This window comes from Pseudogemmobacter humi, assembly GCF_900609055.1.
GTDB lineage: Bacteria > Pseudomonadota > Alphaproteobacteria > Rhodobacterales > Rhodobacteraceae > Pseudogemmobacter > Pseudogemmobacter humi.
The window spans coordinates 19,412-45,555 of the sequence record NZ_UXAW01000088.1 but is presented as its reverse complement, the minus strand read 5'-3'; the positions used below and the strand labels follow the sequence as shown (position 1 = coordinate 45,555).

At 68.1% G+C, this 26,144-nt stretch carries 30 protein-coding genes; 25 read left to right on the top strand and 5 right to left on the bottom strand.

What is annotated here, in order from left to right; all coding sequences use genetic code 11:
* Nucleotides 1-277: 277 nt before the first annotated feature.
* The 23 genes from fabF (at nt 278) to XINFAN_RS15860 (ending at nt 20,065) form a co-directional block, all read left to right on the top strand.
* A complete protein-coding gene (fabF, locus tag XINFAN_RS15970) occupies nt 278-1,537 on the top strand; it encodes a beta-ketoacyl-ACP synthase II (RefSeq protein ID WP_124087867.1) in 1,260 nt (419 codons plus the stop codon).
* A 3-nt stretch (nt 1,538-1,540) separates the two neighbouring features.
* The gene (mltG, locus tag XINFAN_RS15965; protein WP_124087866.1) at nt 1,541-2,722 is read left to right on the top strand and encodes an endolytic transglycosylase MltG; all 1,182 of its coding nucleotides are present in this window, start codon (nt 1,541-1,543) and stop codon (nt 2,720-2,722) included.
* Nucleotides 2,723-2,907: 185 nt separating this feature from the next.
* Nucleotides 2,908-3,240: a hypothetical protein gene (locus tag XINFAN_RS15960; RefSeq protein ID WP_233352253.1), complete on the top strand. Its 333-nt coding sequence runs from the start codon at nt 2,908-2,910 to the stop codon at nt 3,238-3,240.
* Nucleotides 3,191-4,534 (top strand): DNA-packaging protein, encoded by a 1,344-nt coding sequence (locus tag XINFAN_RS15955; protein ID WP_124087865.1) that lies wholly within the window; start codon nt 3,191-3,193, stop codon nt 4,532-4,534. The genes XINFAN_RS15960 and XINFAN_RS15955 overlap by 50 nt, the downstream gene beginning before the upstream one ends.
* Nucleotides 4,535-4,658: 124 nt before the next feature.
* On the top strand, nt 4,659-5,849 hold the full coding sequence (locus tag XINFAN_RS15950; protein ID WP_124087864.1) for a phage portal protein: 1,191 nt from the start codon (nt 4,659-4,661) through the stop codon (nt 5,847-5,849).
* On the top strand, nt 5,846-6,091 hold the full coding sequence (locus XINFAN_RS15945) for a GTA head formation protein, RCAP_rcc01685 family (protein ID WP_124087863.1): 246 nt from the start codon (nt 5,846-5,848) through the stop codon (nt 6,089-6,091). Before XINFAN_RS15950 ends, XINFAN_RS15945 begins: the two co-directional genes overlap by 4 nt.
* A 6-nt stretch (nt 6,092-6,097) precedes the next feature.
* Nucleotides 6,098-6,634, top strand: coding sequence for an HK97 family phage prohead protease (locus XINFAN_RS15940; RefSeq protein ID WP_124087862.1), 537 nt, complete (start codon nt 6,098-6,100; stop codon nt 6,632-6,634).
* A gap of 53 nt (nt 6,635-6,687) precedes the next feature.
* A complete protein-coding gene (locus tag XINFAN_RS15935; protein ID WP_124087861.1) occupies nt 6,688-7,884 on the top strand; it encodes a phage major capsid protein in 1,197 nt (398 codons plus the stop codon).
* 141 nt (nt 7,885-8,025) lie between these two features.
* On the top strand, nt 8,026-8,622 hold the full coding sequence (locus XINFAN_RS15930) for a head-tail connector protein (RefSeq protein WP_124087860.1): 597 nt from the start codon (nt 8,026-8,028) through the stop codon (nt 8,620-8,622).
* Complete coding sequence (locus XINFAN_RS15925; RefSeq protein ID WP_124087859.1) at nt 8,619-8,957, top strand: head-tail adaptor protein; 339 nt, start codon at nt 8,619-8,621, stop codon at nt 8,955-8,957. The genes XINFAN_RS15930 and XINFAN_RS15925 overlap by 4 nt, the downstream gene beginning before the upstream one ends.
* Nucleotides 8,954-9,349: a DUF3168 domain-containing protein gene (locus tag XINFAN_RS15920; protein ID WP_124087858.1), complete on the top strand. Its 396-nt coding sequence runs from the start codon at nt 8,954-8,956 to the stop codon at nt 9,347-9,349. The genes XINFAN_RS15925 and XINFAN_RS15920 overlap by 4 nt, the downstream gene beginning before the upstream one ends.
* A 51-nt stretch (nt 9,350-9,400) precedes the next feature.
* A complete protein-coding gene (locus XINFAN_RS15915; protein ID WP_124087857.1) occupies nt 9,401-9,814 on the top strand; it encodes a phage major tail protein, TP901-1 family in 414 nt (137 codons plus the stop codon).
* Nucleotides 9,814-10,134: a gene transfer agent family protein gene (locus tag XINFAN_RS15910; protein WP_124087856.1), complete on the top strand. Its 321-nt coding sequence runs from the start codon at nt 9,814-9,816 to the stop codon at nt 10,132-10,134. Before XINFAN_RS15915 ends, XINFAN_RS15910 begins: the two co-directional genes overlap by 1 nt.
* On the top strand, nt 10,131-10,412 hold the full coding sequence (locus tag XINFAN_RS15905) for a rcc01693 family protein (protein WP_124087855.1): 282 nt from the start codon (nt 10,131-10,133) through the stop codon (nt 10,410-10,412). The genes XINFAN_RS15910 and XINFAN_RS15905 overlap by 4 nt, the downstream gene beginning before the upstream one ends.
* Nucleotides 10,327-10,983: an RcGTA-type gene transfer agent tail tape measure protein gene (locus XINFAN_RS15900; RefSeq protein ID WP_124087854.1), complete on the top strand. Its 657-nt coding sequence runs from the start codon at nt 10,327-10,329 to the stop codon at nt 10,981-10,983. Before XINFAN_RS15905 ends, XINFAN_RS15900 begins: the two co-directional genes overlap by 86 nt.
* Nucleotides 10,984-10,992: 9 nt before the next feature.
* Complete coding sequence (locus XINFAN_RS15895; RefSeq protein WP_124087853.1) at nt 10,993-11,622, top strand: DUF2460 domain-containing protein; 630 nt, start codon at nt 10,993-10,995, stop codon at nt 11,620-11,622.
* Complete coding sequence (locus tag XINFAN_RS15890) at nt 11,619-12,518, top strand: phage/gene transfer agent baseplate hub protein (protein ID WP_124087852.1); 900 nt, start codon at nt 11,619-11,621, stop codon at nt 12,516-12,518. The genes XINFAN_RS15895 and XINFAN_RS15890 overlap by 4 nt, the downstream gene beginning before the upstream one ends.
* Entirely contained in the window at nt 12,515-12,958 is a 444-nt protein-coding gene (locus XINFAN_RS15885; RefSeq protein WP_124087851.1) for a C40 family peptidase, read from the top strand. Before XINFAN_RS15890 ends, XINFAN_RS15885 begins: the two co-directional genes overlap by 4 nt.
* 16 nt (nt 12,959-12,974) lie before the next feature.
* Nucleotides 12,975-16,868 carry a baseplate multidomain protein megatron gene (locus tag XINFAN_RS15880; protein WP_124087850.1) on the top strand — a complete coding sequence of 1,298 codons (3,894 nt, stop codon included), beginning with the start codon at nt 12,975-12,977 and terminating at the stop codon, nt 16,866-16,868.
* 112 nt (nt 16,869-16,980) lie between these two features.
* Nucleotides 16,981-17,787, top strand: coding sequence for a serine O-acetyltransferase (cysE, locus tag XINFAN_RS15875; protein ID WP_124087849.1), 807 nt, complete (start codon nt 16,981-16,983; stop codon nt 17,785-17,787).
* Nucleotides 17,788-17,857: 70 nt separating this feature from the next.
* Complete coding sequence (locus XINFAN_RS15870) at nt 17,858-18,469, top strand: lysophospholipid acyltransferase family protein (protein ID WP_124087891.1); 612 nt, start codon at nt 17,858-17,860, stop codon at nt 18,467-18,469.
* The gene (locus XINFAN_RS15865) at nt 18,466-19,407 is read left to right on the top strand and encodes a phosphatidate cytidylyltransferase (RefSeq protein ID WP_124087848.1); all 942 of its coding nucleotides are present in this window, start codon (nt 18,466-18,468) and stop codon (nt 19,405-19,407) included. The genes XINFAN_RS15870 and XINFAN_RS15865 overlap by 4 nt, the downstream gene beginning before the upstream one ends.
* 4 nt (nt 19,408-19,411) lie before the next feature.
* Nucleotides 19,412-20,065 (top strand): CDP-alcohol phosphatidyltransferase family protein, encoded by a 654-nt coding sequence (locus XINFAN_RS15860; RefSeq protein ID WP_124087847.1) that lies wholly within the window; start codon nt 19,412-19,414, stop codon nt 20,063-20,065.
* 100 nt (nt 20,066-20,165) lie between these two features.
* On the opposite strand, the gene XINFAN_RS15855 is transcribed toward XINFAN_RS15860, so the two are convergent.
* From XINFAN_RS15855 to pdhA, 3 genes are read right to left on the bottom strand one after another with little or no spacing between them, the layout of a single operon-like run.
* A complete protein-coding gene (locus tag XINFAN_RS15855) occupies nt 20,166-21,464 on the bottom strand; it encodes a pyruvate dehydrogenase complex dihydrolipoamide acetyltransferase (RefSeq protein WP_124087846.1) in 1,299 nt (432 codons plus the stop codon).
* A gap of 11 nt (nt 21,465-21,475) precedes the next feature.
* Nucleotides 21,476-22,864 (bottom strand): pyruvate dehydrogenase complex E1 component subunit beta, encoded by a 1,389-nt coding sequence (locus XINFAN_RS15850; RefSeq protein ID WP_124087845.1) that lies wholly within the window; start codon nt 22,862-22,864, stop codon nt 21,476-21,478.
* Between the two features lie 15 nt (nt 22,865-22,879).
* Complete coding sequence (gene pdhA, locus XINFAN_RS15845; protein WP_124087844.1) at nt 22,880-23,866, bottom strand: pyruvate dehydrogenase (acetyl-transferring) E1 component subunit alpha; 987 nt, start codon at nt 23,864-23,866, stop codon at nt 22,880-22,882.
* 178 nt (nt 23,867-24,044) lie between these two features.
* On the opposite strand from pdhA, the gene XINFAN_RS15840 reads away from it, so the two are divergent.
* Nucleotides 24,045-24,419: a VOC family protein gene (locus XINFAN_RS15840; RefSeq protein WP_124087843.1), complete on the top strand. Its 375-nt coding sequence runs from the start codon at nt 24,045-24,047 to the stop codon at nt 24,417-24,419.
* Between the two features lie 101 nt (nt 24,420-24,520).
* Nucleotides 24,521-24,688, top strand: coding sequence for a hypothetical protein (locus XINFAN_RS21800; protein ID WP_160144639.1), 168 nt, complete (start codon nt 24,521-24,523; stop codon nt 24,686-24,688).
* Nucleotides 24,689-24,776: 88 nt separating this feature from the next.
* Here XINFAN_RS21800 and XINFAN_RS15835 read toward each other — a convergent pair whose 3' ends face one another.
* Nucleotides 24,777-25,079: an FtsB family cell division protein gene (locus XINFAN_RS15835; RefSeq protein WP_124087842.1), complete on the bottom strand. Its 303-nt coding sequence runs from the start codon at nt 25,077-25,079 to the stop codon at nt 24,777-24,779.
* A gap of 112 nt (nt 25,080-25,191) precedes the next feature.
* Complete coding sequence (locus tag XINFAN_RS15830; RefSeq protein ID WP_124087841.1) at nt 25,192-26,085, bottom strand: fructose bisphosphate aldolase; 894 nt, start codon at nt 26,083-26,085, stop codon at nt 25,192-25,194.
* Between the last annotated feature and the right edge of the window lie 59 nt (nt 26,086-26,144).

Genomic DNA, 26,144 nt, shown 5'->3' with positions numbered 1-26,144 from the left:
AAATGATCCTGTCTCTCCCTGCCTCATTTTCTGTCTGAAAATATCCCGGGGGGAGTCCCTGAAAGGGACGGGGGGCTGGCCCCCCTCTTTGCGCGCTCTGCCGCAAGGCGCTGCGGCTCATCCCGTGCGCAGCCTTCGGGCGCAGCAGTGGGGGCATGCTGCGCAGAGGGCGGGGCCCGGCGGAGTGTCGCGCCCGTATGCCCTTTCCGTTGCGGGGGCGCGGCGCGGCGTGTATCAGGCGGAAAGGAAAACATTCGCCTTTTCGGGAGGAGCAGGGATGCGCCGCGTCGTCGTCACGGGTCTGGGAATGGTCACGCCGCTTGCCTGCGGAGTGGAAGCGACCTGGAGCCGCCTTCTGGAGGGGAAATCCGGCGCGGGGCCGATCACGCGCTTCGACGCCGCGAATGTGGTGACGCAATATGCCTGCGAGATCCCGTTCGGCGACGGCTCGGACGGGACCTTCAACCCCGACGACTGGATGGAGCCGAAAGAGCGCCGCAAGGTCGACGATTTCATCCTTTACGGCATGGCGGCAGCGGTTCAGGCGGTTCAGGATTCCGGCTGGGTGCCCGCTTCGGAAGAGGACAAGGAACGCACCGGGGTGATGATCGGCTCAGGGATCGGCGGGCTGACCTCGATCGCCGAGACCGCGGTGCTGATCAAAGAGCGCGGGCCGAAGCGGGTTTCGCCCTTCTTCATTCCCGGCGCGCTGATCAATCTGATTTCCGGCCAGGTCTCGATCCGGTTCGGCTTCAAAGGGCCGAACCATGCGGTGGTGACCGCCTGCTCGACCGGGGCTCATGCCATCGGCGATGCGGCGCGGCTGATCCAGATCGGCGATGCCGATGTGATGGTGGCGGGCGGCGCGGAAAGCCCGATCAGCGAGATCGGCATCGCGGGGTTCAATGCCTGCAAGGCGCTGTCGACCAAACGCGCCGACGATCCGGCGAAGGCGAGCCGCCCCTATGACGCCGACCGCGACGGTTTCGTGATGGGCGAGGGCGCGGGCGTCGTGGTGCTGGAGGAATACGAACACGCGAAGGCGCGCGGCGCGAAGATCTATGCCGAGGTGCTGGGCTATGGGCTCTCGGGCGACGCTTACCACATCACCGCGCCGAGCGAGGACGGGGATGGTGGGTTCCGCTCGATGACTGCGGCGCTGAAGCGGGCCGGGATCACGCCCGCGCAGGTGGATTACATCAACGCGCATGGCACCTCGACCATGGCGGATACGATCGAACTGGGCGCGGTCGAGCGGCTCATGGGCGATGCGGCGGCGAAGGCCACGATGAGTTCCACGAAATCCTCCATCGGGCATCTGCTGGGCGCGGCGGGGGCGGTGGAGGCGATCTTCTGCATCCTCGCGATCCGCGACCAGGTGGCGCCGCCGACGATCAACCTCGACACCCCGGCGGTGCGCGCGACGCTGGACCTTGCCGCCAACAAGGCGGTGAAGCGCAGGATCGATGTCGCGCTGTCGAACAGCTTCGGCTTCGGCGGCACCAATGCGAGCCTGGTGCTGGGCAAGGTCTCGTAAGCGATGTGGAAAGCGGTCGCCTCGAATGCGCTGACGCTGTTCATCGTGCTGCTGATCGCGGCGGCGGCGATCGTGGCCTGGGGGCGGAACGAATTCGTCAAGCCGGGGCCTTTGACCGAGGCGGTCTGTGTCCAGGTCGAGCGCGGCGCCAGTCTTGCCGCGGTCAGCCGCAATCTGGAGACGCGCGGCGCGGTGACGGATGCGCGGATCTTCCGCATCGGGACGGAATATTCGGGGCGCTCGGCCGATCTGAAATTCGGCTCTTACCTGGTGCGGCCCGGGGCCTCGATGGAGGATGTGCTGACCGCGCTGACGCAGGGCGGGGCCTCGACCTGCGGTCAGGAGATCCAGCTGGTGATCGGCGTGGCCAGCGCCAATGCGGTGCTGCGCGAGCTGGATCCGGCAACCAACCGCTTCGTCGAGGTGGTGAAATTCGAGCCCGGAACGGTCGAGGTGCCGGCGGAATACACCGAAGCCGCGGCGAAGCCGGACATGCGCTTCACGGTGACGCTGGTCGAGGGCGCGACCTCCTGGCAGGTGGCGGATGCGCTGAAGCGCGCCGATTTCCTGAGCGGCGAGGTGGCGTCGGTGCCGCCCGAGGGCGCGCTGGCGCCGCAGAGCTACGATGTCGAGAAGGGCTCGGACCGTGCGGCGCTGATCGCGCGGATGACGCGGGCGCAGGAGGATATCCTGGCGGCGCTCTGGCCCGGACGCGCGCCGGATCTGCCCTATGACACGCCGGAAGAGGCGATGATCATGGCCTCGATCATCGAGAAGGAGACCGGGGTGCCCGACGAGCGCGGCCTGGTGGCGAGCGTCTTCGTCAACCGCCTGCGCCAGGGGATGCGGCTGCAAACCGACCCGACGGTGATCTACGGTATCACCAAAGGCGAGGGCGTGCTGGGCCGCGGCCTGCGCCAGAGCGAGCTGCGCCGGGCGACCCCCTACAATACCTATGTGATCGCGGGGCTTCCGCCGACGCCGATCGCCAATCCGGGCCGGGCCTCGATCGGGGCGGCGCTGAACCCGCAGGAGTCGGATTACGTGTTCTTCGTGGCGGATGGCACCGGGGGACATGCGTTCGCGGTGACGCTGGCCGAGCATAACGCGAATGTCGCGCGCTGGCGGGCGATCGAGGCGGAAGCGGCGGCAGGCGAGGGTGGCGGCGTGCAGACGGCGGACTAGTTAACGGAAAGTTAACGCAAAGTTCGCGCAAGGCATTGATACCACTGGATTTTTCGCTTGACCTTGCGGACGGTCCGATGTAGAACCTGTGACATGCTGGAAGAGGTGTGGAAGCGGCCCGGGGGCGACCCCCAGGGCCGTTTTTCATTTCGCTCGTGCGGAGGGATGCATGAGGGCAGGCGCAGATGACCATCAGATTCACCGAAGGCGACGATCCCGCGGCGGAAGCGGCGGGGGCGCTCGATCTGACAGAGCAGCTTTACCGCATCGCGGTGGAGGAGCTGAACGAGGCTTTCGCGGGCATCCGCGAGGGGCGGTTCGAACTGGCGAAAGACGGCAAGCGGGCGGTCAGGGACCTGGCCGACCTGTCGAAAGCCCTTCTTGAGGAGAGAAGAAATGTCGAGAAACTCCGCAAGCAGGCTGCCGGGGAGGCCGGAGGAGGAGAGCTTGACCTTGGCGCCGCAAGAGATGAGATCGGGCGCCGCCTGGCTTGCCTGCGCGCTGCCAGAGGAGATTGACGAGTTCCTAGGGGCCTTGGGTGACAATGCGCTCAGGGCGCTGCCCTGGCTGTTCGAGTTCTGGGCGCTGCCGCATCAGCTGGCGCCGGAAGGGGCCTGGAAGACCTGGGTGATCATGGGCGGGCGCGGCGCGGGCAAGACCCGGGCCGGGGCGGAATGGGTGCGCGCCATGGTCGAAGGGGCGACGCCCGCGGCCCCGGGCCGGGCGCGGCGGGTGGCGCTGGTGGCGGAAACGCTGGAACAGGCGCGCGAGGTGATGGTGCTGGGGGAAAGCGGCATCCTCGCCTGCTCGCCCCCGGACCGGCGCCCCGGATGGATCGCCAGCCGCAACCGGCTGGAATGGGAGAACGGCGCGGTGGCGCAGCTGTTCTCGGCGCATGATCCCGAGCGGCTGCGGGGCCCGCAGTTCGATGCGGCCTGGTCGGACGAGCTGGCGAAATGGCCGAAGGCGGCGGAGACCTGGGATCAGCTGCAATTCGGGCTGAGGCTGGGCGAACATCCGCAGCAGGTGGTGACGACGACGCCGCGCAATGTGGCGGTGCTGAAGGCGATCTTGCAGAACCCCTCGACCGTGGTGACCCATGCGCCGACCGAGGCCAACCGGGCCTGGCTGGCGGAAAGTTTCCTCGCCGAGATACAGGCGCGTTACGGCGGCACCGCGCTGGGGCGCCAGGAGATCGAGGGCGTGCTGGTCGAAGAGGCCGAAGGCGCGCTGTGGACGCCCGCGATGATCCGCGCGGCGCAAGGCGCGGTGGCGGTGCGGCCCGGGCGGGTGGTGGTGGCGGTGGACCCGCCGGTGACGGCGACCAAACGCTCGGACGAGTGCGGCATCCTGGTGGTGGGCGCCGATACCGAAGGGCCGCCCGGCGAATGGAAGGCGGTGGTGCTGGCAGACCGCTCGGTCCGCGGCGCCTCGCCCGACGGCTGGGCGCGGGCGGCTCTGGCGGCGATGGAGGAGTTCTCGGCCGAGCGGCTGGTCGTCGAGGTGAACCAGGGCGGCGATCTGGTCGCGGGCGTGGTGCGTCAGGTCGATCCACTGGTGCCGGTGCGCGAGGTGCGGGCAACGAAGGGCAAGATGCTGCGGGCCGAGCCGGTGGCGGCTTTGTATGAACAGGGGCGCGTGGCGCATACGCGCGGCCTTGGCGATCTGGAGGCGCAGATGGTGCAGATGACGCGCACCGGCTGGCAGGGCCAGGGCAGCCCCGACCGGCTGGATGCTTTGGTCTGGGCGCTGACGGAGCTGATGATCCTGCCCTCGGGGCGGATCGGGCGGCCGGGCGTACGGACGATCTGACGGGGAAGGGGGCGCTGCCCCCGTCGCGGCTTCGCCGCGCCTCCCCCGGGGTATTTCGGTCAGGATGAAAGACAGCGGGCCTTTTGCGGGGCGGCTGTCGCATGGCTTATGAGAGGAGCGGCGGGTGTTCGATTTTCTGAAGCGGAATGCGCAGGTGGCGCCGGTGGCGGAGAAGAAGGCGAGCGCCACCGGCCGCGTCATCGCCTGGGGAAGTGCCGGACGGGTGGCCTGGAGCGCGCGCGATGTGGTCTCGCTGACCCGGGCGGGGTTTCAGGGCAATCCGATCGGTTTCCGTGCGGTGCGGCTGATCGCGGAGGCCGCGGCCGCGCTGCCGGTGGTCTGCCAGGACTGCGAGCGCCGCTATGAGGCGCATCCGGTGCTGGGGCTGCTGGCGCGGCCCAATGCGGCGCAGGGGCGGGCGGAACTGCTGGAGGCGGTCTACGGGCATCTGCTGCTGAGCGGCAATGCTTATGTCGAGGCGGTGCCGGGGCCGGGTGGCCTGCCGGGCGAGCTGCATGTGCTGCGCTCGGACCGGATGTCGCTGGTGCCGGGCGCGGATGGCTGGCCGGTGGCTTACGAATATTCGGTGAGCGGGCGGGTGCATCGCTTCGATGTCTCGGAAGGGCAGAGCCCGGTCTGCCATATCCGCAGCTTCCATCCGCAGGACGATCATTACGGGCTGTCGCCGTTGCAGGCGGCGGCGGTGGCGGTGGATGTGCATAATGCGGCCTCGGCCTGGTCGAAGGCGCTCCTGGACAATGCGGCGCGGCCCTCGGGCGCCATCGTCTACAAGGGCGCGGACGGCCAGTCGGTGCTGACGCCGGATCAGTATGACCGGCTGGTGAGCGAGATGGAAACGCATCACCAGGGCGCGCGCAACGCCGGGCGGCCGATGCTCCTGGAGGGCGGGCTTGACTGGAAGCCGATGGGGTTCTCGCCCTCCGACATGGAGTTCCATGAGACGAAGCTGGCGGCGGCGCGCGAGATCGCGGTCGCCTTCGGGGTGCCGCCGATGCTGATGGGGATCCCCGGGGATGCGACTTACGCCAATTACCAGGAGGCGCATCGGGCGTTTTACCGGCTGACCGTGCTGCCGCTCGCAAGCCGGGTGCTGGCGGCTTTGTCGCACTGGCTGGCGGGGTTCGGCGGCGATTGCGTCGAGTTGCGGCCCGATCTGGATCAGATCCCGGCGCTGGCGGTCGAGCGCGATCAGCAATGGGCGCGGGTCGGTGCGGCCGCGTTTCTGTCTGATGCCGAGAAGCGCGCGCTTCTGGGGCTGCCGAAGCTGCGGGAGCCCGGAGACGAGGAGGAATGAGCCAGCGCAAGGAAGGGCCGGGCTCGCGGTTCCTGTTCGACAGTTTCGATGCGGCGCATGCCCGGATCGAGGCCAACGAGCGGGTGATGGAAGAGCGCTGGTCGGGGCTGGAGTTCCGGCTGGCGCAGATAGATGCGGCGCTGGAGCGGCTGGAGCGGCGCATCTGGCTGGGGGTTTACGGGGTCGCGGCCTTTCTGCTGACGCAGGGGGCCGAGGCGCTGATCCGGGCGGCGATGAGGTGAGATGTGATGCTGGAACATAAATTCTGCCGGCCCGAAACCGGGCTGGTCTTGCGCGAGGGCCATGAGCTGGCGGGCTATGCCTCGCTGTTCGGGGTGAAGGACCAGGGCGGCGATGTGGTGGCGAAAGGTGCCTATGCGGCCAGTCTCAAGCGGCTGGCGGCGAAGGGGGCGAAGGTGCGGATGCTGTGGCAGCACGATCCGACCCAGCCGATCGGCATCTGGGACGAGGTGCGCGAGGACGACACCGGCCTTTGGGTCAAGGGGCGGCTTCTGAGCGATGTCGCGAAGGGGCGCGAGGCGGCGGCGCTTTTGGAAGCGGGCGCCATCGACGGGCTGTCGATCGGCTACCGCACGTTGCGCGCGGAACGCGATGGCAAGGGGCGGCGGCTCTTGCGCGAGCTGGATCTGTGGGAGGTCTCGCTGGTGACCTTCCCAATGCTGTCCGAGGCGCGGGTGGCGCAGAAATCGGAAGATCTCTCGGATGTGTTGCAGGATCTGGCGGGGCTGTTCGACGCCGCGCGCCAGAGCCTTGCGCAGAACTGAGAGAGCCTTGCCGGGGGCTGAGGCCCCGGATTTCCACTGAGAGGGTGAAAAGGATGACCGAGAGAGAGGCCCGGGCCGGGGGAGATATGTCCCCGGCCCCGACACCGGCTGCGCAGGTGAAAACTGCCATGACCGGATTCCTGAAGGAATTCAGTTCCTTTCAGGCCGAAGTGAAGCAATCCCTTCAACATCAGGAAGAGCGACTGACCATGCTGCAGAAGAAAACCACCACCTGGGGCCGCCCGGCGCTTTCCGCTGCCGTGGAGGAGAACGCGCCGCATCAGAAGGCGTTCAACGCCTATCTGCGCTCGGGCGATGACGAGGGCTTCCGCGGGCTGATGCTGGAAGGCAAGGCGATGTCCACCGCGGTGGCGGCGGATGGCGGTTATCTGGTCTCGCCGCAGACGGCGGATCAGATCCGCTCGATGCTGGTCTCGACCTCGAGCCTGCGGGCGGTGGCCAATGTCGTTCAGGTTGAGGCCACCAGCTTCGACGTGCTGATCGACCGCTCCGAGGTGGGCTCGGGCTGGGCGACCGAGACGACCGCCGCCGCCGAGACCGCGACGCCCGCCATCGAGCGGATCTCGATCCGGCTGCATGAACTGTCGGCGATGCCGAAGGCGAGCCAGCGGTTGCTCGATGACAGTGCCTTCGACGTGGAGGGCTGGCTGGCCGGCAAGATCGCCACGCGCTTCATCCGCGCGGAAGCCGCGGCCTTCATCAACGGCGACGGGGTGGACAAGCCGAAGGGGATCCTCTTGCCCACGAAGGTGGCGAATGCGTCCTGGAGCTGGGGCAACCTCGGCTATGTGCCCACCGGGGCGGCGGCGGATTTCGCCACCACCAATCCGGCCGACTGCATCATCAACCTGGTCTATGCGCTGGGCGCCGACTACCGCGCCAACGGGAATTTCGTGATGAATTCCAAGACCGCGGGCGCGGTGCGCAAGATGAAGGACGCCGACGGGCGCTTCCTGTGGTCGGACGGGCTGGCGGCGGGCGAACCCGCGCGGCTGATGGGCTATCCGGTGCTGATCTGCGAGGACATGCCGGACGTGGGCGCGAACAGTTTCCCGGTCGCCTTCGGCGATTTCAACGCGGGCTATACCATCGCCGAACGCCCTGATCTGCGGATCCTGCGCGATCCGTTCTCGGCCAAGCCGCATGTGCTGTTCTACGCTTCCAAGCGGGTCGGAGGCGATATCGCGGATTACGCCGCGATCAAGCTGCTGCGCGTCGCCACCTCGTAACCGGGGAACGCAACCCGGTCCGCTTCGCGGGCCGGGACCGGGCGCGCGCGGCCCCGCGCCGTCTGGCCGTTCTCCCTCCGCGCGAGCGGTGCAGGAGACAGCGCGCCCGGATCTTTCGTTTTCGCAGCCGAGGGGAAAGACATGAGACTGACCGAAGAAACCGCGGTGCCGGGGACGGCGCTGCCCTTGGACGCGCTGAAGGATCACCTGCGCCTCGGCAGCGGTTTCGCGCTGGTGCCCGATCAGGACGGGCTGCTGGAAAGCCATCTGCGGGCGGCGATCCGGGCGATCGAGGGGCGGATCGCCAAGGCGCTGATCGCGCGCCGGTTCCGCCTGGTGCTGGAGGGCTGGCGCGATGCCGATGCGCAGGGCCTGCCGCTGGCGCCGGTGACGGCGGTGGCGGAAGTGATGCTGGTGGATGCGGCCGGGGTGAGTTCGCCGGTCGCGCCGGGACGTTACCGGCTGATCGGCGACACCCACCGGCCGCGGCTGGCGGGGACCGGGGCGTCCCTGCCCGCGCCGCCCCAGGGCGGGCGGATCGAGATCCTGTTCGACGCCGGTTTCGGCCCGGACTGGGGCGATGTGCCGGCCGATCTGCGCCAGGCGGTGCTGCTGCTCGCGGCCGAGTTCTACGAATACCGCCATGACGGCGGCGAGCGCGGGGGGCTGCCCGCGCGGGTTCAGGCGCTGATCGAGGGCTGGCGGCAGTTGCGCATCCTCGGCGGGGGGCGGCGATGAAGGCGCCGCATCTGCGCCGCGCGCTGTTGCTGGAGGATGCCGCGCGCGCGCCCGACGGCGCGGGCGGCTTCACGATGAGCTGGGCGCCACTCGGCACGCTCTGGGCCGAGGTGGCGGCGGGCTCCGGGCGCGATACCGCCGGCGAGGAGGTGATCCTCGGCGCGGTGTCCTGGCGCATCACCCTGCGCGCCTTGCCGCAGGGAGCGGCTTTGCGCCCACGCCCCGGGCAGCGTTTTCGGGAGGGGGAGCGGATCTTCGCGATCCTTGCCGTGGCCGAGCGTGATGCCGGGGGACGCTGGCTGACCTGTTTTTGCCGCGAGGAGGTTCCGCGATGAGCTATGGCGCAGCAGCCGCCTTGCAGGCGGCGGTCTGGCAGCGGCTGGAGGGGGATCCGGCGCTGGCGGGGGTGGGGATCCACGATGCCCTTCCCCCGGGAGGTTCGGGCAGTTTCGTGCTGATCGGCCCGGGGGAGGTGCGCGACGCCTCGGACAAGAGCGCGGCGGGGGCCGAGCACCGGCTGGTGATCAGCGTGATCTCGGATGCGGCGGGGTTTTTTACCGCCAAGACCGTCGCGGCAGCGGTCTGCGATGCGCTGGCCGGGCCGCTGCCGCCGCTTTCGCGCGGGCGGCTGGTGAGCCTGTCGTTCCTTCGGGCCGAGGCCCGGCGCCTTGATGCCGGCGCGGTGCGCCGGATCGACCTGACATTCCGCGCGCGGACCGAGGACTGACCTGCGGACTGATCCGCGCGACCAAAGAAGCAATGTTTCAAGGAGATGGCCATGGCAGTTCAGGCCGGGAAAGACCTTCTGATCAAGATCGACCAGACTGGCGACGGCCAGTTCGAGACCATCGCCGGGCTGCGCGCGACCCGGGCGAGCTTCAACGCCGAGACGGTCGAGGTGACGAGCCTCGAAAGCTCGGGCGGCTGGCGCGAGTTGCTGGCGGGCGCCGGGGTGAAATCGGCGACGATCTCGGGCTCGGGCGTGTTCCGCGACGCCGAAACCGATGAGCGCGCGCGGCAGATCTTCTTCGACGGCGAGATCCCCGGATTCCAGGTGGTGATCCCGGATTTCGGCATCGTGGAAGGCCCGTTCCAGATCACCGCGCTGGAATATGCGGGCAGCCACAACGGCGAGGCGACCTATGAGGTGACTTTGGCCTCGGCGGGTGTGCTCGGCTTCACGGCGCTCTGATGGCCAATCCTTACGCGGGCGAGGTCGGGGTCACGCTGGATGGCGTGACGCATGTGGCGAAGCTGACTTTGGGCGCGCTGGCCGAACTGGAGGCGGAACTGGGCGAGGCTTCGCTGATGGATCTGGTCGAGCGGTTCGAGGCCGGACGGTTCTCGGGCCGTGACGTGCTGGCGCTGATCGTGGCGGGGCTGCGGGGCGGCGGCTGGAAGGGCTGCGCCGCCGATCTGGTCGCGGTCGAGATCGGCGGGGGCACGGTGGGCGCGGCGCGGGCGGCGGCGGAACTGCTGGCGCGCGCCTTCGCGCTGCCGGAGGGCGGATGAGCCGCCGTCTCGACTGGCCGGGTCTGATCCGCGCGGGCCTTCACGGGCTGGGGCTGGAGCCCGGGGCGTTCTGGCGGCTCACGCCGGTCGAATTGCGGATCATGCTGGGGGCGGAGCAGGGGGCTCCGCCCCTGACGCGGGCGCGGCTGGCGGAACTGGCCGCGGCATTTCCTGACGGGAAAGGGACGGGACATGGCGGAAGCGGAACAGATGACCGATCAGCTGGCGGCGCTGGAGGACCGGCTGGGCGGCTCGGTGGCGGTGATCGCGGCGTTTGACGGCGAACTCGCGCGGCTGCGGCAGACCGCAGTCTATACCAGCCGCGAGGTTTCCACTTTGTCGAACGGGATCGCGGGTGGGCTCAGGCGCTCGTTCGACGGGCTGGTGTTCGACGGGATGAAGCTGTCGGAGGCGCTGAAGGGCGTGGCGCGGACCATCGCCGATACGATTTACGCCGTGGCGATGCGGCCGATCCACAATGCGGCGGGGGGCGCGATCGCCGAAGGGATCAGCGGGCTGATGAGCGGGCTGATGCCTTTCGCCAAAGGTGCGGGCTTTGCGCAGGGAAGGGTGATGCCCTTTGCGAATGGCGGCATCGTCTCGGGGCCGGTGAGCTTCCCGATGCGGGGCGGACGCGGGCTGATGGGCGAGGCCGGGCCCGAGGCGATCATGCCGCTGAGCCGTGGCGCCGACGGGCGGCTCGGGGTGCAGGCGGCGGGCGGCGGCGGACGCGCGGTTTCGGTGGTGATGAACATCACCACGCCGGATGTGGCCGGCTTCCGCCGCAGCGAGAGCCAGATCGCGGCGCAGATGGGCCGGGCGCTGACGCGCGGCCAGCGAAACAGGTGAGGGCGGGCGATGTTCCATGAAGTCAGATTTCCCGCGAACCTGAGCTTCGGCTCGGTCGGCGGGCCGGAGCGGCGCACCGAGATCGTGACGCTGGCCAACGGGTTCGAGGAGCGCAACACCCCCTGGGCGCATTCGCGAAGGCATTACGACGCGGGGGTGGGGCTGCGGTCGCTTGACGATCTTGAGGCGCTGATCGCGTTTTTCGAGGCGCGGCGCGGGCAGTTGCACGGGTTTCGCTGGAAGGACTGGGCGGATTTCCGGTCCTGCCCGCCCTCGCGCGTGCCGGGGCCGCTGGATCAGCTGATCGGCGTGGGCGACGGCGAGATGCAGGTGTTCGGCCTCGTGAAGACCTACCGCTCGGGCGATCAGACCTACACGCGCCCGATCAGGAAGCCGGTGGCGGGGACGGTCAGCGTCGCGCTGGCCGAGGATCTGAAGGTCGAGGGGGTGGAGTTCACCGTCGATCCGGCAACCGGCGAAGTGCGCTTTGATGAGCCGCCGCCCATGGGCGCGCGGATCACCGCGGGGTTCGAGTTCGACGTGCCGGTGCGGTTCGACACCGACCGGATCCAGATCTCGGTCGCGAATTTCCAGGCCGGCGACATGCCCGGCGTTCCGGTGATGGAGATCAGGCTGTGAGCGATGCGTTGACAGAGCATCTGGCCGCGGGCGTGAGCAATGTCTGCCGGCTGTGGACGGTCGAGCGCCGCGACAGGCTGGTGCTGGGCTTCACCGATCACGATTGCGATCTGGAGGTGGAGGGAGTGCTGCACCGCGCGGGCTCGGGCCTGTCGGCAAGCGCGCTGCAACAGGCGTCGGGGCTGTCGGTGGACAATTCCGAGGCGGTCGGCGCGCTCTCTGACGCGGCGATCACCGAGGCGGATCTGGCGGCGGGGCGCTATGACGGCGCCGCGGTGCGGATCTGGCTGGCGAACTGGCGCGCGCCCGGCCAGCGGCGCGAGATCTTTCGCGGGACTCTGGGCGAGATCATCCGACGCGGCGGCGCGTTCCGCAGCGAGTTGCGCGGCCTTGCCGAGCCGCTGAACCAGCCGGTGGGCTTCGCCTATACGCAAGGCTGTTCGGCCGTGCTGGGCGACAGTCGCTGCGGCTTCGATCAGGCCACGCCGGGGTATCTCTGCGAGGTTGCGGCGGAAACGGTCGAGGATGGCCGCGTCTTCAGCTTTGCCGCGCTGCCGGGGTTCGAGCCGCGCTGGTTCGAACTGGGGCGGCTGGAGGTCGCAGGCGGCGCAGCGGCGGGGTTGAGCGCGATGGTGAAGTCCGACCGGCAGACTGCGATGGGGCGACGGATCGAATTGTGGCAGTCGATCCGCGCGCCGGTGGCGGCGGGCGACATGCTGCGCATCTTCGCGGGTTGCGACAAGCGCGCCGGGACCTGCCGGATGAAATTCGCCAATTTTCTGAACTTCCGCGGCTTTCCCTTCCTGCCGGGCGAGGACTGGCTGGCGGCCTATCCGCGCGCCGACCGGCCCGCGACCGGCGGCAGCCTGTTGCAGCCGGCCCGGGGGCGCGTATGAGCCCTGGCGGGGCGGCGCTGGAGGAGGCGCGGCGCTGGCTCGGCACCCCTTACGTCCATCAGGCGAGTTGCCGCGGCGCAGGCACCGACTGTCTCGGGCTGATCCGGGGGATCTGGCGCCGGCTTTACGGGACGGAGCCCTGCGCGGTTCCCCCCTACAGCGCCGACTGGGCCGAGGCGGGCGGCGAGGAAAGCCTGCTTTCCGCCGCGGGCCTGTGGCTGCGGGCAAAGCCCGTGGGCGAGGCGGCGCCGGGCGACGTTCTGCTGTTTCGGATGCGGGCGGGCGGCATCGCGAAACATCTGGGCGTCCAGAGCGCGCTCGCGCCCCATGCGCGGTTCATCCATGCCTATTCCGGTCATTGCGTGGCGGAAAGCGCCCTGACCCTGCCCTGGGAGCGCCGGATCGCCGCGCGCTTCGCCTTTCCGCCGGTATCTGTCTGAACGGAGCGATTAGACCATGGCGACTCTTCTCCTTTCCGCGGCCGGGGCCGCATTGGGCGCCGGTTTCGGCGGCACGGTGCTGGGGCTTTCGGGCGCGGTGATCGGCCGCGCGATCGGTGCAACTCTGGGCCGCGCGATCGACCAGCGGGTGCTGGGGGGCGGGTCCGAGGCGGTCGAGGTCGGACGGATCGACCGGCTGCGGCTGGCCGGCGCGGGCGACGGCGCGGCCATCGCCCGGGTCTGGGGCCGGATGCGGATCGCGGGCCATGTGATCTGGGCCTCGCAATTCGAGGAACATGCGCAAAGTCGCCGCGGCGGCAAGGGCGGCGGGCCGAAGGTCACCGAATACAGCTATACCGTCAGCCTGGCCGTGGGGCTCTGCGAGGGCGAGATCCTGAAAGTGGGGCGGATCTGGGCCGACGGAACCGAAGTGGCCCCGGGCAGCCTGAACCTGCGCGTCTATCACGGCAGCGACGACCAGTTGCCCGATCCGAAGATCGAGGCGGTCGAGGGGACGGGCGAGGTGCCGGCGTTCCGCGGACTGGCTTACGTGGTGATCGAGGATCTCGACGTGACCGCCTACGGGAACCGGGTGCCGCAGTTCAGCTTCGAGGTGGTGCGCAACGCGCAAGGGCCTGCGCTGGCGCCGGAGCGGTGCCTGTCAGAGGTGGTGAAGGCTGTGGCGATGATTCCCGGGACCGGGGAATACGCGCTGGCGACCACGCCGGTGCATCTGAGCTACGGGCCGGGGCAGAATGTCGCGGTGAACAGCAATTCGCCCTCGGGCGTCACCGATTTCCGCACCAGTCTGGACCATCTGACCAGCGAATTGCCGGGCTGCGACTCGGTCTCGCTGGTGGTGTCGTGGTTCGGCAGCGATCTGCGCTGCGGCACCTGCGAGGTGAAGCCGAGGGTCGAGCAGAAGCAATACGACGGCCAGGGCATGGCCTGGCGCGCGGGCGGTGTTGCGCGTGCGGCGGCGGAAGAGGTGCCGCGGATTGACGGCGCTTCGGTCTATGGCGGCACGCCCGCGGACGGCTCGGTGATCGAGGCGATCCGGGCGATCCGCGCCGAGGGTCGCGAGGTGATGTTCTACCCGTTCATCCTGATGGAGCAGCTTGCCGGCAACAGTCTGCCAGATCCCTGGAGCGGGGCGGCGGATCAGCCGGTGCTGCCCTGGCGCGGGCGGATCACCGGCTCGGTGGCGCCGGGGCGCGAGGGGACGAGCGACCGCACCGCTCTGGCAGATGCCGAGGTGGCGGCGTTCTTCGGCAGCGCGATGCCCGGCCATTTCAGCGAGAGCGGCGGCCGCGTCCTTTACTCCGGCCCGGCGGAGTGGAAATACCGCCGCTTCATCCTGCATTATGCGCATCTGTGCCGGTTGGCGGGCGGGGTGGAGGCGTTCTGCATCGGATCGGAAATGCGCGGGCTGACGCAGTTGCGCAATGCCTCGGACGGCTTTCCGGCGGTGGCGGAACTGATCCGTCTGGCGGGTGAGGTGCGCGGGATTCTCGGGCCGGACACGAAGATCAGCTATGCCGCCGACTGGACGGAATACGGCGCCTGTACGGCGGATGGGAACGTGTATTTCCCGCTTGATCCGCTCTGGGCCGATCCGGCGGTGGATTTTGTCGGCATCGACAATTACATGCCGCTGTCTGACTGGCGCGACGGGCCGGATCATGCGGATGCTGGCTGGGGCAGTATCGGCAACCTCGACTATCTGAAGGCCAATATCGCGGGCGGCGAATATTTCGACTGGTATTACGACAGCCCCGAGGGCGAGGCGGCGCAGATCCGGCGACCGATTACGGATGAGGCCTGGGACGAACCCTGGATGTTCCGGGTCAAGGATCTGGCGGGCTGGTGGAACAATCCGCACCATCCGCGGCAAGGCGGGGTGCGCGCTGCGGCTCCGAGCCCCTGGGTGCCGGGGTCGAAGCCGATCCGCTTCACCGAATACGGCTGCGCTGCCATCGACAAGGGAACGAACCAGCCCAATCGTTTCCTCGATCTGCATTCCTCGGAATCGGCCTTGCCGCGGGCCTCGAACGGGCAACGCGACGATCTGATTCAGATGCAGTATCTGCGCGCGATGGCGGAATACTGGCAGGAACCTGCGAACAATCCTGTCTCGGCGCTTTATGACGGGCCGATGCTGGATTTCGGCCGCGCGCATGTCTGGGCCTGGGATGCGCGGCCGTTCCCCGAGTTCCCGGGGCGCGGCGATCTGTGGAGCGACGCGCCGAATTACCTGCGCGGCCACTGGCTGAACGGGCGGGCGACGAACCAGCCGCTGGCGGCCGTTCTGCGCGAGATCTGCGGGGCGGGGGGCGTGCAGGCGCTGGATACCCAGGAGGCGCAGGGCGTGGTGCGCGGCTATGTGGTCGATCAGGTGCAGAGCGGGCGGGCCTCGGTCCAGCCCCTGATGCAGGCGTTCGGGGTGGATGCCTCGGACCGCGAGGGGAAGCTGCATTTCGCACGCCGCCGCCCGGGGGTGGATCATTGGCTGAGTGCCGGGGACTATGCGGTCGACGATCTCGACGGGCTGGCCGAGATTTCCCGCGCGCCCGAGCCGGAGACCGGCGCAGCGATCCGGCTCGGCCATGTCGATGCCGAAGGGAATTACGAGATCCGCATGAGCGAGGCGCGTCAGCCCGACGAGGACCAGCGCACGGTCGCGGCGAGCGAACTGGCGCTTTGCCTGACCTCGGGCGAGGCGCGGACCATCGTGCTGCGCTGGCTGGCCGAGGCGCGGATCGGCCGCGACGGGTTGCGGCTGAGCCTGCCGCCCTCGCGACTGGACGTGGGGGCGGGGCATCGGATCGCCACGCCCGACGGCGCCACCTGGCGGGTGGACAGGGTGGAACAGGCCGGAGTGCGCCGGATCGAGGCGACAAGGATCGAGGGCGGCGTCTACGAAGCACCGGATGTGACGGATGAAGTGCCGCGGCTGACGCCCTTCGTCTCTCCGGTGCCGGTCTGGCCGGTGTTTCTCGACCTGCCTCTCCTGAGCGGGAACGAGGTGCCGTATCAGCCGCATGTCGCGGTGGCGGCCAATCCCTGGCCCGGGCCGGTCGCGGTCTGGTCGGCGGCGCCCGAGGGCGGCTTCGGCCTGAACCGGCTGGTCACGCAGCCCGCGGTCATGGGGATCACCGAAAGTCCGCTGTTCGCGGCGCGGCCCGGGGTCTGGGATCGCGGCCCGGCGCTGCGGCTGCGGCTGGCCTCGGGCGCGCTGCAATCGGCCTCGCCGGTCGCCGTGCTCAATGGCGCGAATGCGATGGCGATCGGCGACGGCTCGGCGGGCAACTGGGAGGTGTTCCAGTTCTCGGATGCCTGGCTGGTGGCGCCGCAGACCTGGGAGGTCTCGCTGCGGCTGCGCGGCCAGGCGGGAACCGACGGGATCATGCCGGCGGTCTGGCCCGAGGGCAGCACGGTGGTTTTGCTGAACGGCGCCCCCGCGCAGATCGAGCTTGCCGCCAGTGCGAGGGGGCTTTCGCGCGATTATCGGATCGGGGTGCTCGGGCGCGGCTATGACGATCCTGCTGCGGTCGCCATCGGCACCGCCTTCGACGGGATCGGCCTGCGGCCGCTGCCGGTTGCGCATCTGCGCGCGGCGGGCGGAGCGGGGCAGGATCTGCATCTGAGCTGGATACGCCGCACCCGGATCGACGGCGACAACTGGCAGCAGAGCGAGGTTCCTCTGGGCGAGGAAAGCGAGAGCTATCTGGTGCGGGTGATGTCGGGCGAGTCGGTGCGGGCCAGCTACCCGACCGGCGAGCCCGCGCTGACCTACAGCGCCGCGATGCAGGCGGCGGATGGCGCGGGGAGTTCCTTCGCCATCGCGGTCGCCCAGGTCTCGACCCGGTTCGGACCCGGGCCGTTCCGGCGGATCGCGGTTGGTCCGTAAGGCGGCGCAGTTCCAGATTGCCGTTTCCCCCGGGCTGCGCGATAATCCGGGGGACCGTTGCCGGAACGGGCGGCCCCGCCCGCCGTTCCGGCTGCCGCAAGAGGAGCTGCCCATGGCCGAAACCAGACATCGCGTTTCCACGCTCGACCCGGTCTGGACCCGGATTTGCAGCGAAGCCGTCGAAGCCGTCCGGGCCGAGCCGCTGCTCGGCTCGCTGATCCATTCCGGCCTTTTGCACCATGCCAGTTTCGAGCGCGCGCTGGCCTACCGCTTCTCGCTGAAACTCGCCTCGGGCGAGATGAGCGAGCAGATCCTGCGCGAACTCGCCGACGAGGCTTATGGCCAGGCGCCCGAGATCGGCGCGGCGGCGCGGGCGGATCTGATGGCGGTCTACGAGCGTGACCCCGCCTGCCACCGCTATCTCCAGCCGGTTCTGTTCTTCAAAGGCTATCAGGCGGTTCAGGCCTATCGTATCGGCCACTGGCTCTGGCAAAAGGGCCGCACGGATATGGCCTATTTCGTGCAGATGCGGGTGTCCGAGGTCTTTGGGGTCGACATCCATCCGGCGGCGGTGATCGGCAAGGGCATCATGATCGACCACGCACATTCCATCGTGATCGGCGAGACCGCGGTGGTGGGCGACAATGTTTCCATGCTGCATTCGGTGACGCTGGGCGGCACCGGCAAAGAGGACGGCGACCGCCATCCCAAGATCGGCAACGGCGTTCTGATCGGGGCAGGGGCCAAGGTTCTGGGGAATATCCGGGTCGGCAACTGCTCGCGCATCGCTGCCGGATCGGTGGTGATCGAAGAGGTTCCGCCCGAGACCACGGTCGCCGGGGTGCCCGCGCGTGTCGTCGGCAAGGCCGGCTGCGCCCAGCCCGCGCTGACCATGGATCAGCATATCAGGACGGAGTGACAGGCCGGTTTTGTCCGTTGTGTCCGGTTCACGGCTGAAGGGGGCGATCCGCGCGGCGGCTGCGGTGGTCATGGGCCGTGCGATCACCCTGTTCGCCCGGATCGTCACCTCGCCCCGCGCGATCTGGGCGGGAATCGAACCGGTGCCGCGCCAGCGCGTCTATTTCGCCAATCACACCTCGAATGCGGATTTCGTGCTCTTGTGGACCGTTCTGCCGGTCATGCTGCGCCAGCGCACCCGGCCGGTGGCGGCGCTGGATTACTGGCTGAAAACGCCTCTGCGCGCCTTCATCGGTCGTGACGTGTTCAATGCAGTGCTGATCGACCGCCGCCCCGAAGAGCGCGAGCAGGATCCGGTTGCGCTGATGACGGCTGCGCTGGCCGAAGGATCCTCGCTGATCATCTTCCCCGAAGGGCTGCGCAACACTTCCGAGGAGGAACTGTTGCCGTTCCGCTCGGGTCTTTACCATCTCGCGCGGCAGAACCCCGGGGTCGATCTGGTGCCGGTCTGGATCTCGAACCTGAACCGGGTGATGCCCAAGGGCGAGATCGTGCCGCTGCCGCTGATCTGCACGCTGACCTTCGGCCCGGCGCTGCATCTGGCGCCGGACGAGGAGAAGGACACCTTCCTTGCCCGCGCCCGGGCGGTGCTTCTGGCGCAGCGGGAGGGCGCGCCCTCATGACCACCACCCCGCATCTGATCTGGCTTCTGCTCGGCGTTGCGCTGATCCTGATCCTTGCCACCGTGATCGGCGAGCTTCTGCGGGCGAAAGTCGCGCCGGACGGCTCGAACCCGGTGATCGAGAACCTTAATGCGAGGATCGCCGCCTGGTGGGGGATGGTGGTCCTGCTGTCGCTTGCCTTCATCGCGGGACGGCCGGGGGTGGTGATCCTGTTCGCGATCCTCTCCTTCTCGGCTTTGCGCGAATTCCTTACGCTGACCGCCAAGGCGCGCGCCGATCACTGGGCGCTGGCCGGGGCCTTCTTCGTCGTCCTGCCGGTGCAATACTGGCTGATCGGGACCGACTGGTATGGGCTCTATTCGATCTTCATCCCGGTCTACGCTTTCCTCCTGATGCCGGTCGTCTCGGCTTTGCGCGGCGAGACGAAGGGCTATCTGACCCGGGTGGCCGAGACCCAATGGGCGCTGATGATCTGCGTCTATTGCGTGAGCCATGTCCCGGCGCTCCTGAGCCTCAACATCCCCGGCTACGAGGGGCGCGGCGTCATCCTGATCGCCTGGCTGATCTTCACCGTCCAGTTGTCGGACGTGATGCAATATGTCTGGGGCAAGCTGATCGGGCGGCGCAAGGTCGCGCCGCAGCTCTCGCCCTCGAAGACTTGGGAGGGGCTGATCGGCGGCACTCTGACCGCCAGCGCCGCGGGTGCCGCGCTCTGGTGGATGACACCGTTCTCGCTGATGCAGGCCGCGGGTATGGCGCTGGCGGTAACGCTGATGGGCTTCTTCGGCGGGCTGGTGATGTCGGCGATCAAGCGCGATAAGGGCGTCAAGGACTGGGGCCATCTGATCGCGGGTCATGGCGGCTTCCTCGACCGGCTCGACAGCGTGGTCTTCGCCGCGCCGATCTTCTTCCATCTCACCCGCTGGTTCTGGACCTGAGAGCATGAGCGAGACCCCCGACAGCCCCAACCGCCGCCCGATCCGCGCGCGCTCCAACCCGCTGATCGGGAAACTCGCGAGCCGCCTCGCCGCGAGCGATATCACCCCCGACCAGATCTCCCTCGCCTCGGTCGGCTTCGCGGGGCTCGGGCTCCTGTTCCTCTGGGCGGCAGCCGTTTCCGGCCTGATCGGGCAGAGCCTGCTGCTGATCCTCGCCGCGCTCACGGTCCAGTTGCGACTCCTGTGCAACCTGATCGACGGGATGGTGGCGGTCGAAGGCGGCAAGTCCTCGGCCCGCGGCGCGTTCTGGAACGAGGCGCCGGACCGCGCGGCGGATCTGCTGTTCTTCTGGGGGGCGGGGCTGTTCGCCGGATCGCCCGCGCTCGGTCTGGGCTGCGGCGCGCTGGCGGTCCTCACCGCCTACCTGCGCGAATTCGGCCGGGCCGAGGGTTTTACCCCCGATTTCCGCGGCCCGATGGCGAAACCGCACCGGATGGCCGCGCTGACGCTGGCCTGCCTCATGGCCGCGCTGCTGCCCATCGGCTACACCGGCGCCGTGATCATGCAGACCGCGCTCTGGCTGATCGCCGGCGGCATCCTCGCCACCATCGCCCGCCGCGCGCTTCGCCTGCTCGAACAACTCGACGCGCGCGGCTGAGCATTTTCTGTCTGAAAACATCCCACGGGTCGCCTGTTGGTTTCGCCATTGGTTCGGGAAACCAACAGGCTGGCGGGGGTGTGAAACCCCCGCTCCTGTCTCAAGCCAGTATCGAGATCGGGTTTTCCAGCGCCTCGACCACGATCTTCAGGAACTCCGCCCCGAGCGCGCCGTCGATCACCCGGTGATCGACCGAGAGCGTCATCGACATCACCGTCGCCACGCCGACCGAGCCGTCCTCCAGCACCACCGGCTTCTTCACCCCGGCGCCGACCGCGAGGATCGCCCCATGCGGCGGATTGATCACAGCGTCGAAATTCTCGACCCCGAACATGCCGAGATTCGAGATCGCGAAACTGCCGCCCTGGTATTCGTGCGGCGCCAGTTTCTTCAATTTTGCCCGGCCCGCGAGATCCTTCATCTCGGCCGACAGCACCGAGAGCGTCTTCGTCTCGGCATCGCGCAGGACGGGGGTGAACAGCCCGCCCTCGACCGCGACCGCCACCGCGACATCCGAGGGTTTCAGCTTCAGGATCCGGTCGCCCGCCCAGACCGCATTGGCATCGGGCACCGCCTGCAAGGCCAGCGCGCAGGCCTTGATGATGAAATCGTTGACCGAGAGCTTCACGCCGCGCGATTCCAGCCCCTTGTTCAGTTGCGCGCGCAGGGCCATCAGCGCATCCAGCCGCACTTCGCGGCGCAGATAGAAATGCGGGATGGTCTGTTTCGCTTCGGAGAGCCGCGCAGCGATGGTGCGGCGCATCCCGTCGAGCGCGATTTCCTCGAAAGCGCGGTCGGCATAGATCTTCATCACGGCCTCTGCCGGTGCCCCCGCCGGTGCGGCGGGTTTCGCCGCTGGCACCGCTGGCGCCACCGCGGGGGCGGCAGCCGGCGCGGCGCCGGGCTTCGCCTGTTCCACATCGGCGCGCACGATCCGGCCATGCGGGCCGGAGCCCCTCACCGCGACAAGGTCGATCCCCTTTTCCTTCGCGATCCGCCGGGCGAGCGGCGAGGCGAAGACCCGGGCGCCCGCCGGTGCCGCGGCTGCTGCCGCGGGGGCGGGGGCGGGGGCTACGGGCCGCTCATCGCCTGGCTTCGCCTCGCTCTTCGCTGCCGGGGCCGATGACGGAGCGTCAGCGACGGAAGAGGCGTCCTCGCCTTCCTCGATCAAAACCGCGATCGGCGTGTTGACCTTCACGCCGCCGGTGCCCTCGGCGATCAGCAGTTTGCCGACCACGCCTTCGTCCACCGCCTCGAATTCCATCGTCGCCTTGTCGGTCTCGATCTCGGCGATGACCTGGCCCGAGCGGACCTCGTCGCCTTCTTTCACCAGCCATTTCGCCAGCGTGCCTTCCTCCATGGTCGGAGACAGCGCGGGCATCAGGATTTGCACAGCCATTTTCCCCTCCCTCAGCGGTAGCAGACCGACTTCACCGCCGCGACCACTTCGGCCGGGGTGATGAGCGCGAGCTTTTCCAGATTGGCCGCATAGGGCATCGGCACGTCCTTGCCGGTGCAGGTCACCACCGGCGCGTCCAGCCAGTCGAAGGCGCGCTGCATGATGGTGGAGGCGAGATGATCGCCGATGGACCCGACCGGGAAGCCTTCCTCGACGGTCACGCAGCGGTTGGTCTTCTGCACGCTCGCCAGCACCGTGTCGTAGTCGATGGGGCGGAGCGTGCGCAGGTTGATCACCTCGGCCTCAATCCCCTCTTTCGCCAGTTCTTCCGCGGCCGCCAGCGCATGGCTCACGCCGATCCCGAAGGAGACCAGGGTCACGTCGCGGCCCTCCCGCACGATCGAGGCCTTGCCGAAGGGGATGGTGAAATCGTCGCCCACCGGCACCTCGAAGCTGCGGCCATACATGATCTCGTTTTCGAGGAAGATCACCGGATTGTTGTCGCGGATCGCGGTTTTCAGCAGGCCTTTGGCATCGGCCGCCGACCAGGGCATCGCCACTTTCAGCCCCGGAATTGCCGCATACCAGGCGGCGTAATCCTGGCTGTGCTGCGCGCCCACCCGCGCCGCCGCGCCGTTCGGGCCGCGGAACACGATGGGCGAGCCCATCTGGCCCCCGGACATGTAAAGCGTCTTGGCCGCCGAATTGATCAGATGGTCGATGGCCTGCATCGCGAAGTTGAAGGTCATGAATTCGACGATGGGCCGCAGCCCCCCCCAGGAGGCGCCGACCGCGATCCCGGCGAAACCGTGTTCGGTGATCGGGGTATCGACCACCCGTTTCGAGCCGAATTCGTCGAGCAGCCCCTGGCTGATCTTGTAGGCGCCCTGATATTCGCCGACCTCTTCGCCCATCAGAAAGACGTTGGGTGCGGCGCGCATCTCTTCGGCCATGGCCTCGCGCAGGGCCTCGCGCACGGTCATGGTCTTGGTCTGTGCGCCTTCGGGCAGGTCGGCATGCGGCCAGCCCTTCGCAGGCTGCACCGGGGCAGGGGCGGCCGGGACCGCCGCGACTGCTGCCGCGGGCCGCTCATCGCTTTCGCTCTTCGCTGTGGCCGGGGCCGATGAGGGAGCGTCAGCGACGGAAGAGGCGTCCTCGCCCTCTTCGATCAGGACGGCGATCGGGGTATTCACCTTCACCCCGGCCGCCCCTTCGGCGACCAGCAGCCTGCCGATGATCCCTTCATCGACCGCCTCGAACTCCATCGTCGCCTTGTCGGTCTCGATCTCGGCGATGACCTGGCCGGATTTCACCGTATCGCCCTCTTTCACCAGCCATCTGGCGAGGGTGCCTTCCTCCATGGTCGGAGAAAGCGCCGGCATCAGAACCTGCGTTGCCATATCGTCTCTCCTCCCTCAGACGGTGATATCGGTCCAGAGTTCCGCCACCGGCGGCTCCGGGCTTTCCTTCGAGAATTCGGCCGCCTCGTTCACCAGCGCCTTGATCTCTTTGTCGATGGCTTTCAGATCCTCGTCCGAGGCCAGCCCGCCCTGGGTCAGCAGATCGCGGACATGCTCGATGCAGTCCTTCTCGGTGCGGATCTTCTCGACCTCTTCGCGGGTGCGGTATTTCGCCGGATCCGACATCGAATGGCCGCGGTAGCGGTAGGTCATCATTTCCAGGATGTAGGGCCCCTTGCCGGCGCGGCAATGCGCCACCGCCTTCTCGCCCGCGGCCTTGACCGCCAGCACATCCATGCCGTCGACCTGCTCGCCCGGAATGCCGTAGGCCACGCCGCGCTCGTAAAGCGTGGTGGATTTGGTCGAGCGTTTCACGCTGGTGCCCATGGCATACTGGTTGTTCTCGATCACGAAAACCACCGGCAGGCTCCAGAGTTCGGCCATGTTGTAGGTTTCATAGACCTGGCCCTGGTTGGCCGCGCCGTCGCCGAAATAGGTGAAGGTCACGTTGTCATTGCCGAGATAGCGGTCGGCGAAGGCCAGCCCGGCCCCGAGCGGCACCTGGGCGCCGACGATGCCATGGCCGCCGTAGAAATGCTTCTCGCGGCTGAACATATGCATCGAGCCGCCTTTGCCCTTCGAGTAGCCGCCGATGCGCCCGGTCAGTTCCGCCATCACGCCCTTCGGCTCCATCCCGCAGGCCAGCATATGGCCGTGGTCGCGGTAGCTGGTGATGCGCTTGTCGCCCTCTTTCGCGGCGGCCTCCAGGCCGACCACAACCGCCTCCTGGCCGATATAGAGGTGGCAGAAGCCGCCGATCAGCCCCATGCCGTAAAGCTGGCCCGCCTTTTCCTCGAACCGCCGGATCAGAAGCATCTCGCGGTAGTATTTCAGCAGCTCGTCTTTCGAGACATTGGGCCTCGGCTCGGGCTTTCGTGCCATGCGCTCCTCCCCGGAGAATGGTTTAGCGTTAAACCATTTATAGTGTATCGGAGTTTGCTGGGTCAAAGCGAAAATGCGCCGGTCGCGCTTTCCGGCCAGCGCCGCTCTGCCGCTCAGGGCCATACCGCTTACGGCACCCGGCCTTGACAGGGGCGGGGTCCTCCGAAATCATCCCCGGATGGCTTACAAACCCGAGAGCTATACCGATCTTGCCCCCTATCTGCTGGTCGAGGACGCCGGGGCGGTTCTGGCCTTCTGCGAAACCGTGTTTGCGGCCACCCGCCTCAGGGTCATCCCGAGGGAGGGGGGTGGCATCATGCATGCCGAATGCCGGATCGGCGACAGCGTTCTGATGATGGGCGAGGCAAAAGGGCCTCAGGCCATGCTGCATCTCTATCTGGAGGATCCCGATGCCGCCCTGGCGCACGCCCTCGCGGCGGGGGCCGAACTGATACAGGCGATGACCGAGAAGGGCGACGGCGACCGGCGCGGGGGCTTCCGCTCGCCCGACGGGACGCAGTGGTTTGTCTCGCGGCAGGTGAGCGACACCTGAACCCCGCAAAAGCGGAGTTCATCCGCCCCGAACAAGCGCGGGCCTTTCGGTGACGGGTCTGCTAAAGGGGAGTGACGGCACCTCGCCGCACGGAGGCTGACATGACGAATTTTTCGCAAAAGGCGCCCTTTAATCTCGCAGAATATCTGAGCCGGCCCGCAACCCCGGCAGAGATCCAGCGCGCTGCCGCCGGCCGCAAGAAGCACAAGGAATTCATGGAGGGGCTGGAAGCCGCGCGCGAGAGAGAGGCGCTGCGCCGGAAGTCCTGAGCGCATCCCGGGGCATGGCCTGCCGCGCGGGCCATGCTCTGATGTCTTGCCGACCCCGGGGCCCAACCCGCGCGCCGGTCAGGGCCTTTCAGCGAATGACGATCTCATCCGCGCGCATATAGCCCAGCACTTCGCGGGCGCGCTCGTCCAGAAGGTCGGTGTCGAGGTAATTGTCCGACAGGCGATGCGTCAGATTGCGCATATCCGCCAGGTCCAGCGCCAGCCGGTCGCGCTCGCCGCGCAGCACCGCGGCTTCGGCATTGATCTCGACCCGGCGGAACACGCCGTAATCGCCCTGCACCGCGGCGAAGGTGAAATAAATGCCGAGCGTGATCGCGACGGCGAAATAGATCAGCCCGCCGATGCTGCGCCGCGCCTGAACCCGTGTCATATGCCGATGCCTCTGCTGCCCCTCTTGCATGGGGGCGTCGGGCGAATCATCGCATGAAACGAATCGTAAGGGAATCCCTTGTCTCGCGGGGTTCCCTTACGATTTCGTGCCTTCAGCCCGCGACCGAGGCCGCGTGGATCGAATCCACCGCCGCTTTCAGCGTGGCGTCGAATTCGCCCTCGCTCTGCTGCGCCTTCAGCCCCTCGGACAAAGCGCGCGAGAACGACGCGATCACGCCGCGGTTTTGCGCCAGCATCCGGTTGGCCTCGTCGCGCGAATAGCCGCCCGACAGCGCCACCACTTTCAGCACTTTCGGATGATCGACGAGCGGGGCGTAGAAATTCGCCTCGGAGGGCAGGGTCAGCTTGAGCATGACCTGAACGCCCTCGGGCAGCGCGTCGAGCTGTGCGAGGATCTCGCGGCGCAGGATCGCCTCGGCCTCGGCCTTGTCGGCGATGGTGATCGTGACCTCGGGCTCGATGATCGGCATCAGACCATGCGACAGCACCTGTTTGCCGACCGCGAACTGCTGTTCGACCACCGCTTTGATCCCGGCCTCATCCGCCGCCGAAATCACCGAGCGTTCCTTGGTGCCGAAGATCCCGGCCTTGACCGCGCGCGAAAGCAGCGCGTCCAGCTCCGGCATCGGCTTCATCAGCTGGCACCCCTGCGCCTCGTCGGCAAGGCCCTTGTCGATCTTGAGGAACGGCACCACCCGGCGCTTGTCCCAGAGATAGGTCGCGGTCGGGATGCCGTCGATCTCGCGGTCCATGGTCTGCTCGAACAGGATCGCGCCGATCACCTTGTCGCCCGAGAAGGCCGGGCTTTTGATGATCCGCGCGCGCATGGCATGGACCAGATCGAACATGCCGGTCTCATCGGTCCAGGCGTCGGATTCGATCCCGTATTGCTTCAGCGCCTTGGGGGTCGAGCCCCCCGACTGGTCCAGCGCGGCGATGAAGCCGTTGCCCTTGCCGATCTGCGCCGTCATTTCTGCCTTGCTCATCGCGATACCCTTCCCGGATCAGACTCTGTTGCGGTGCGCCTTAGCGCCAGACCCGCCCC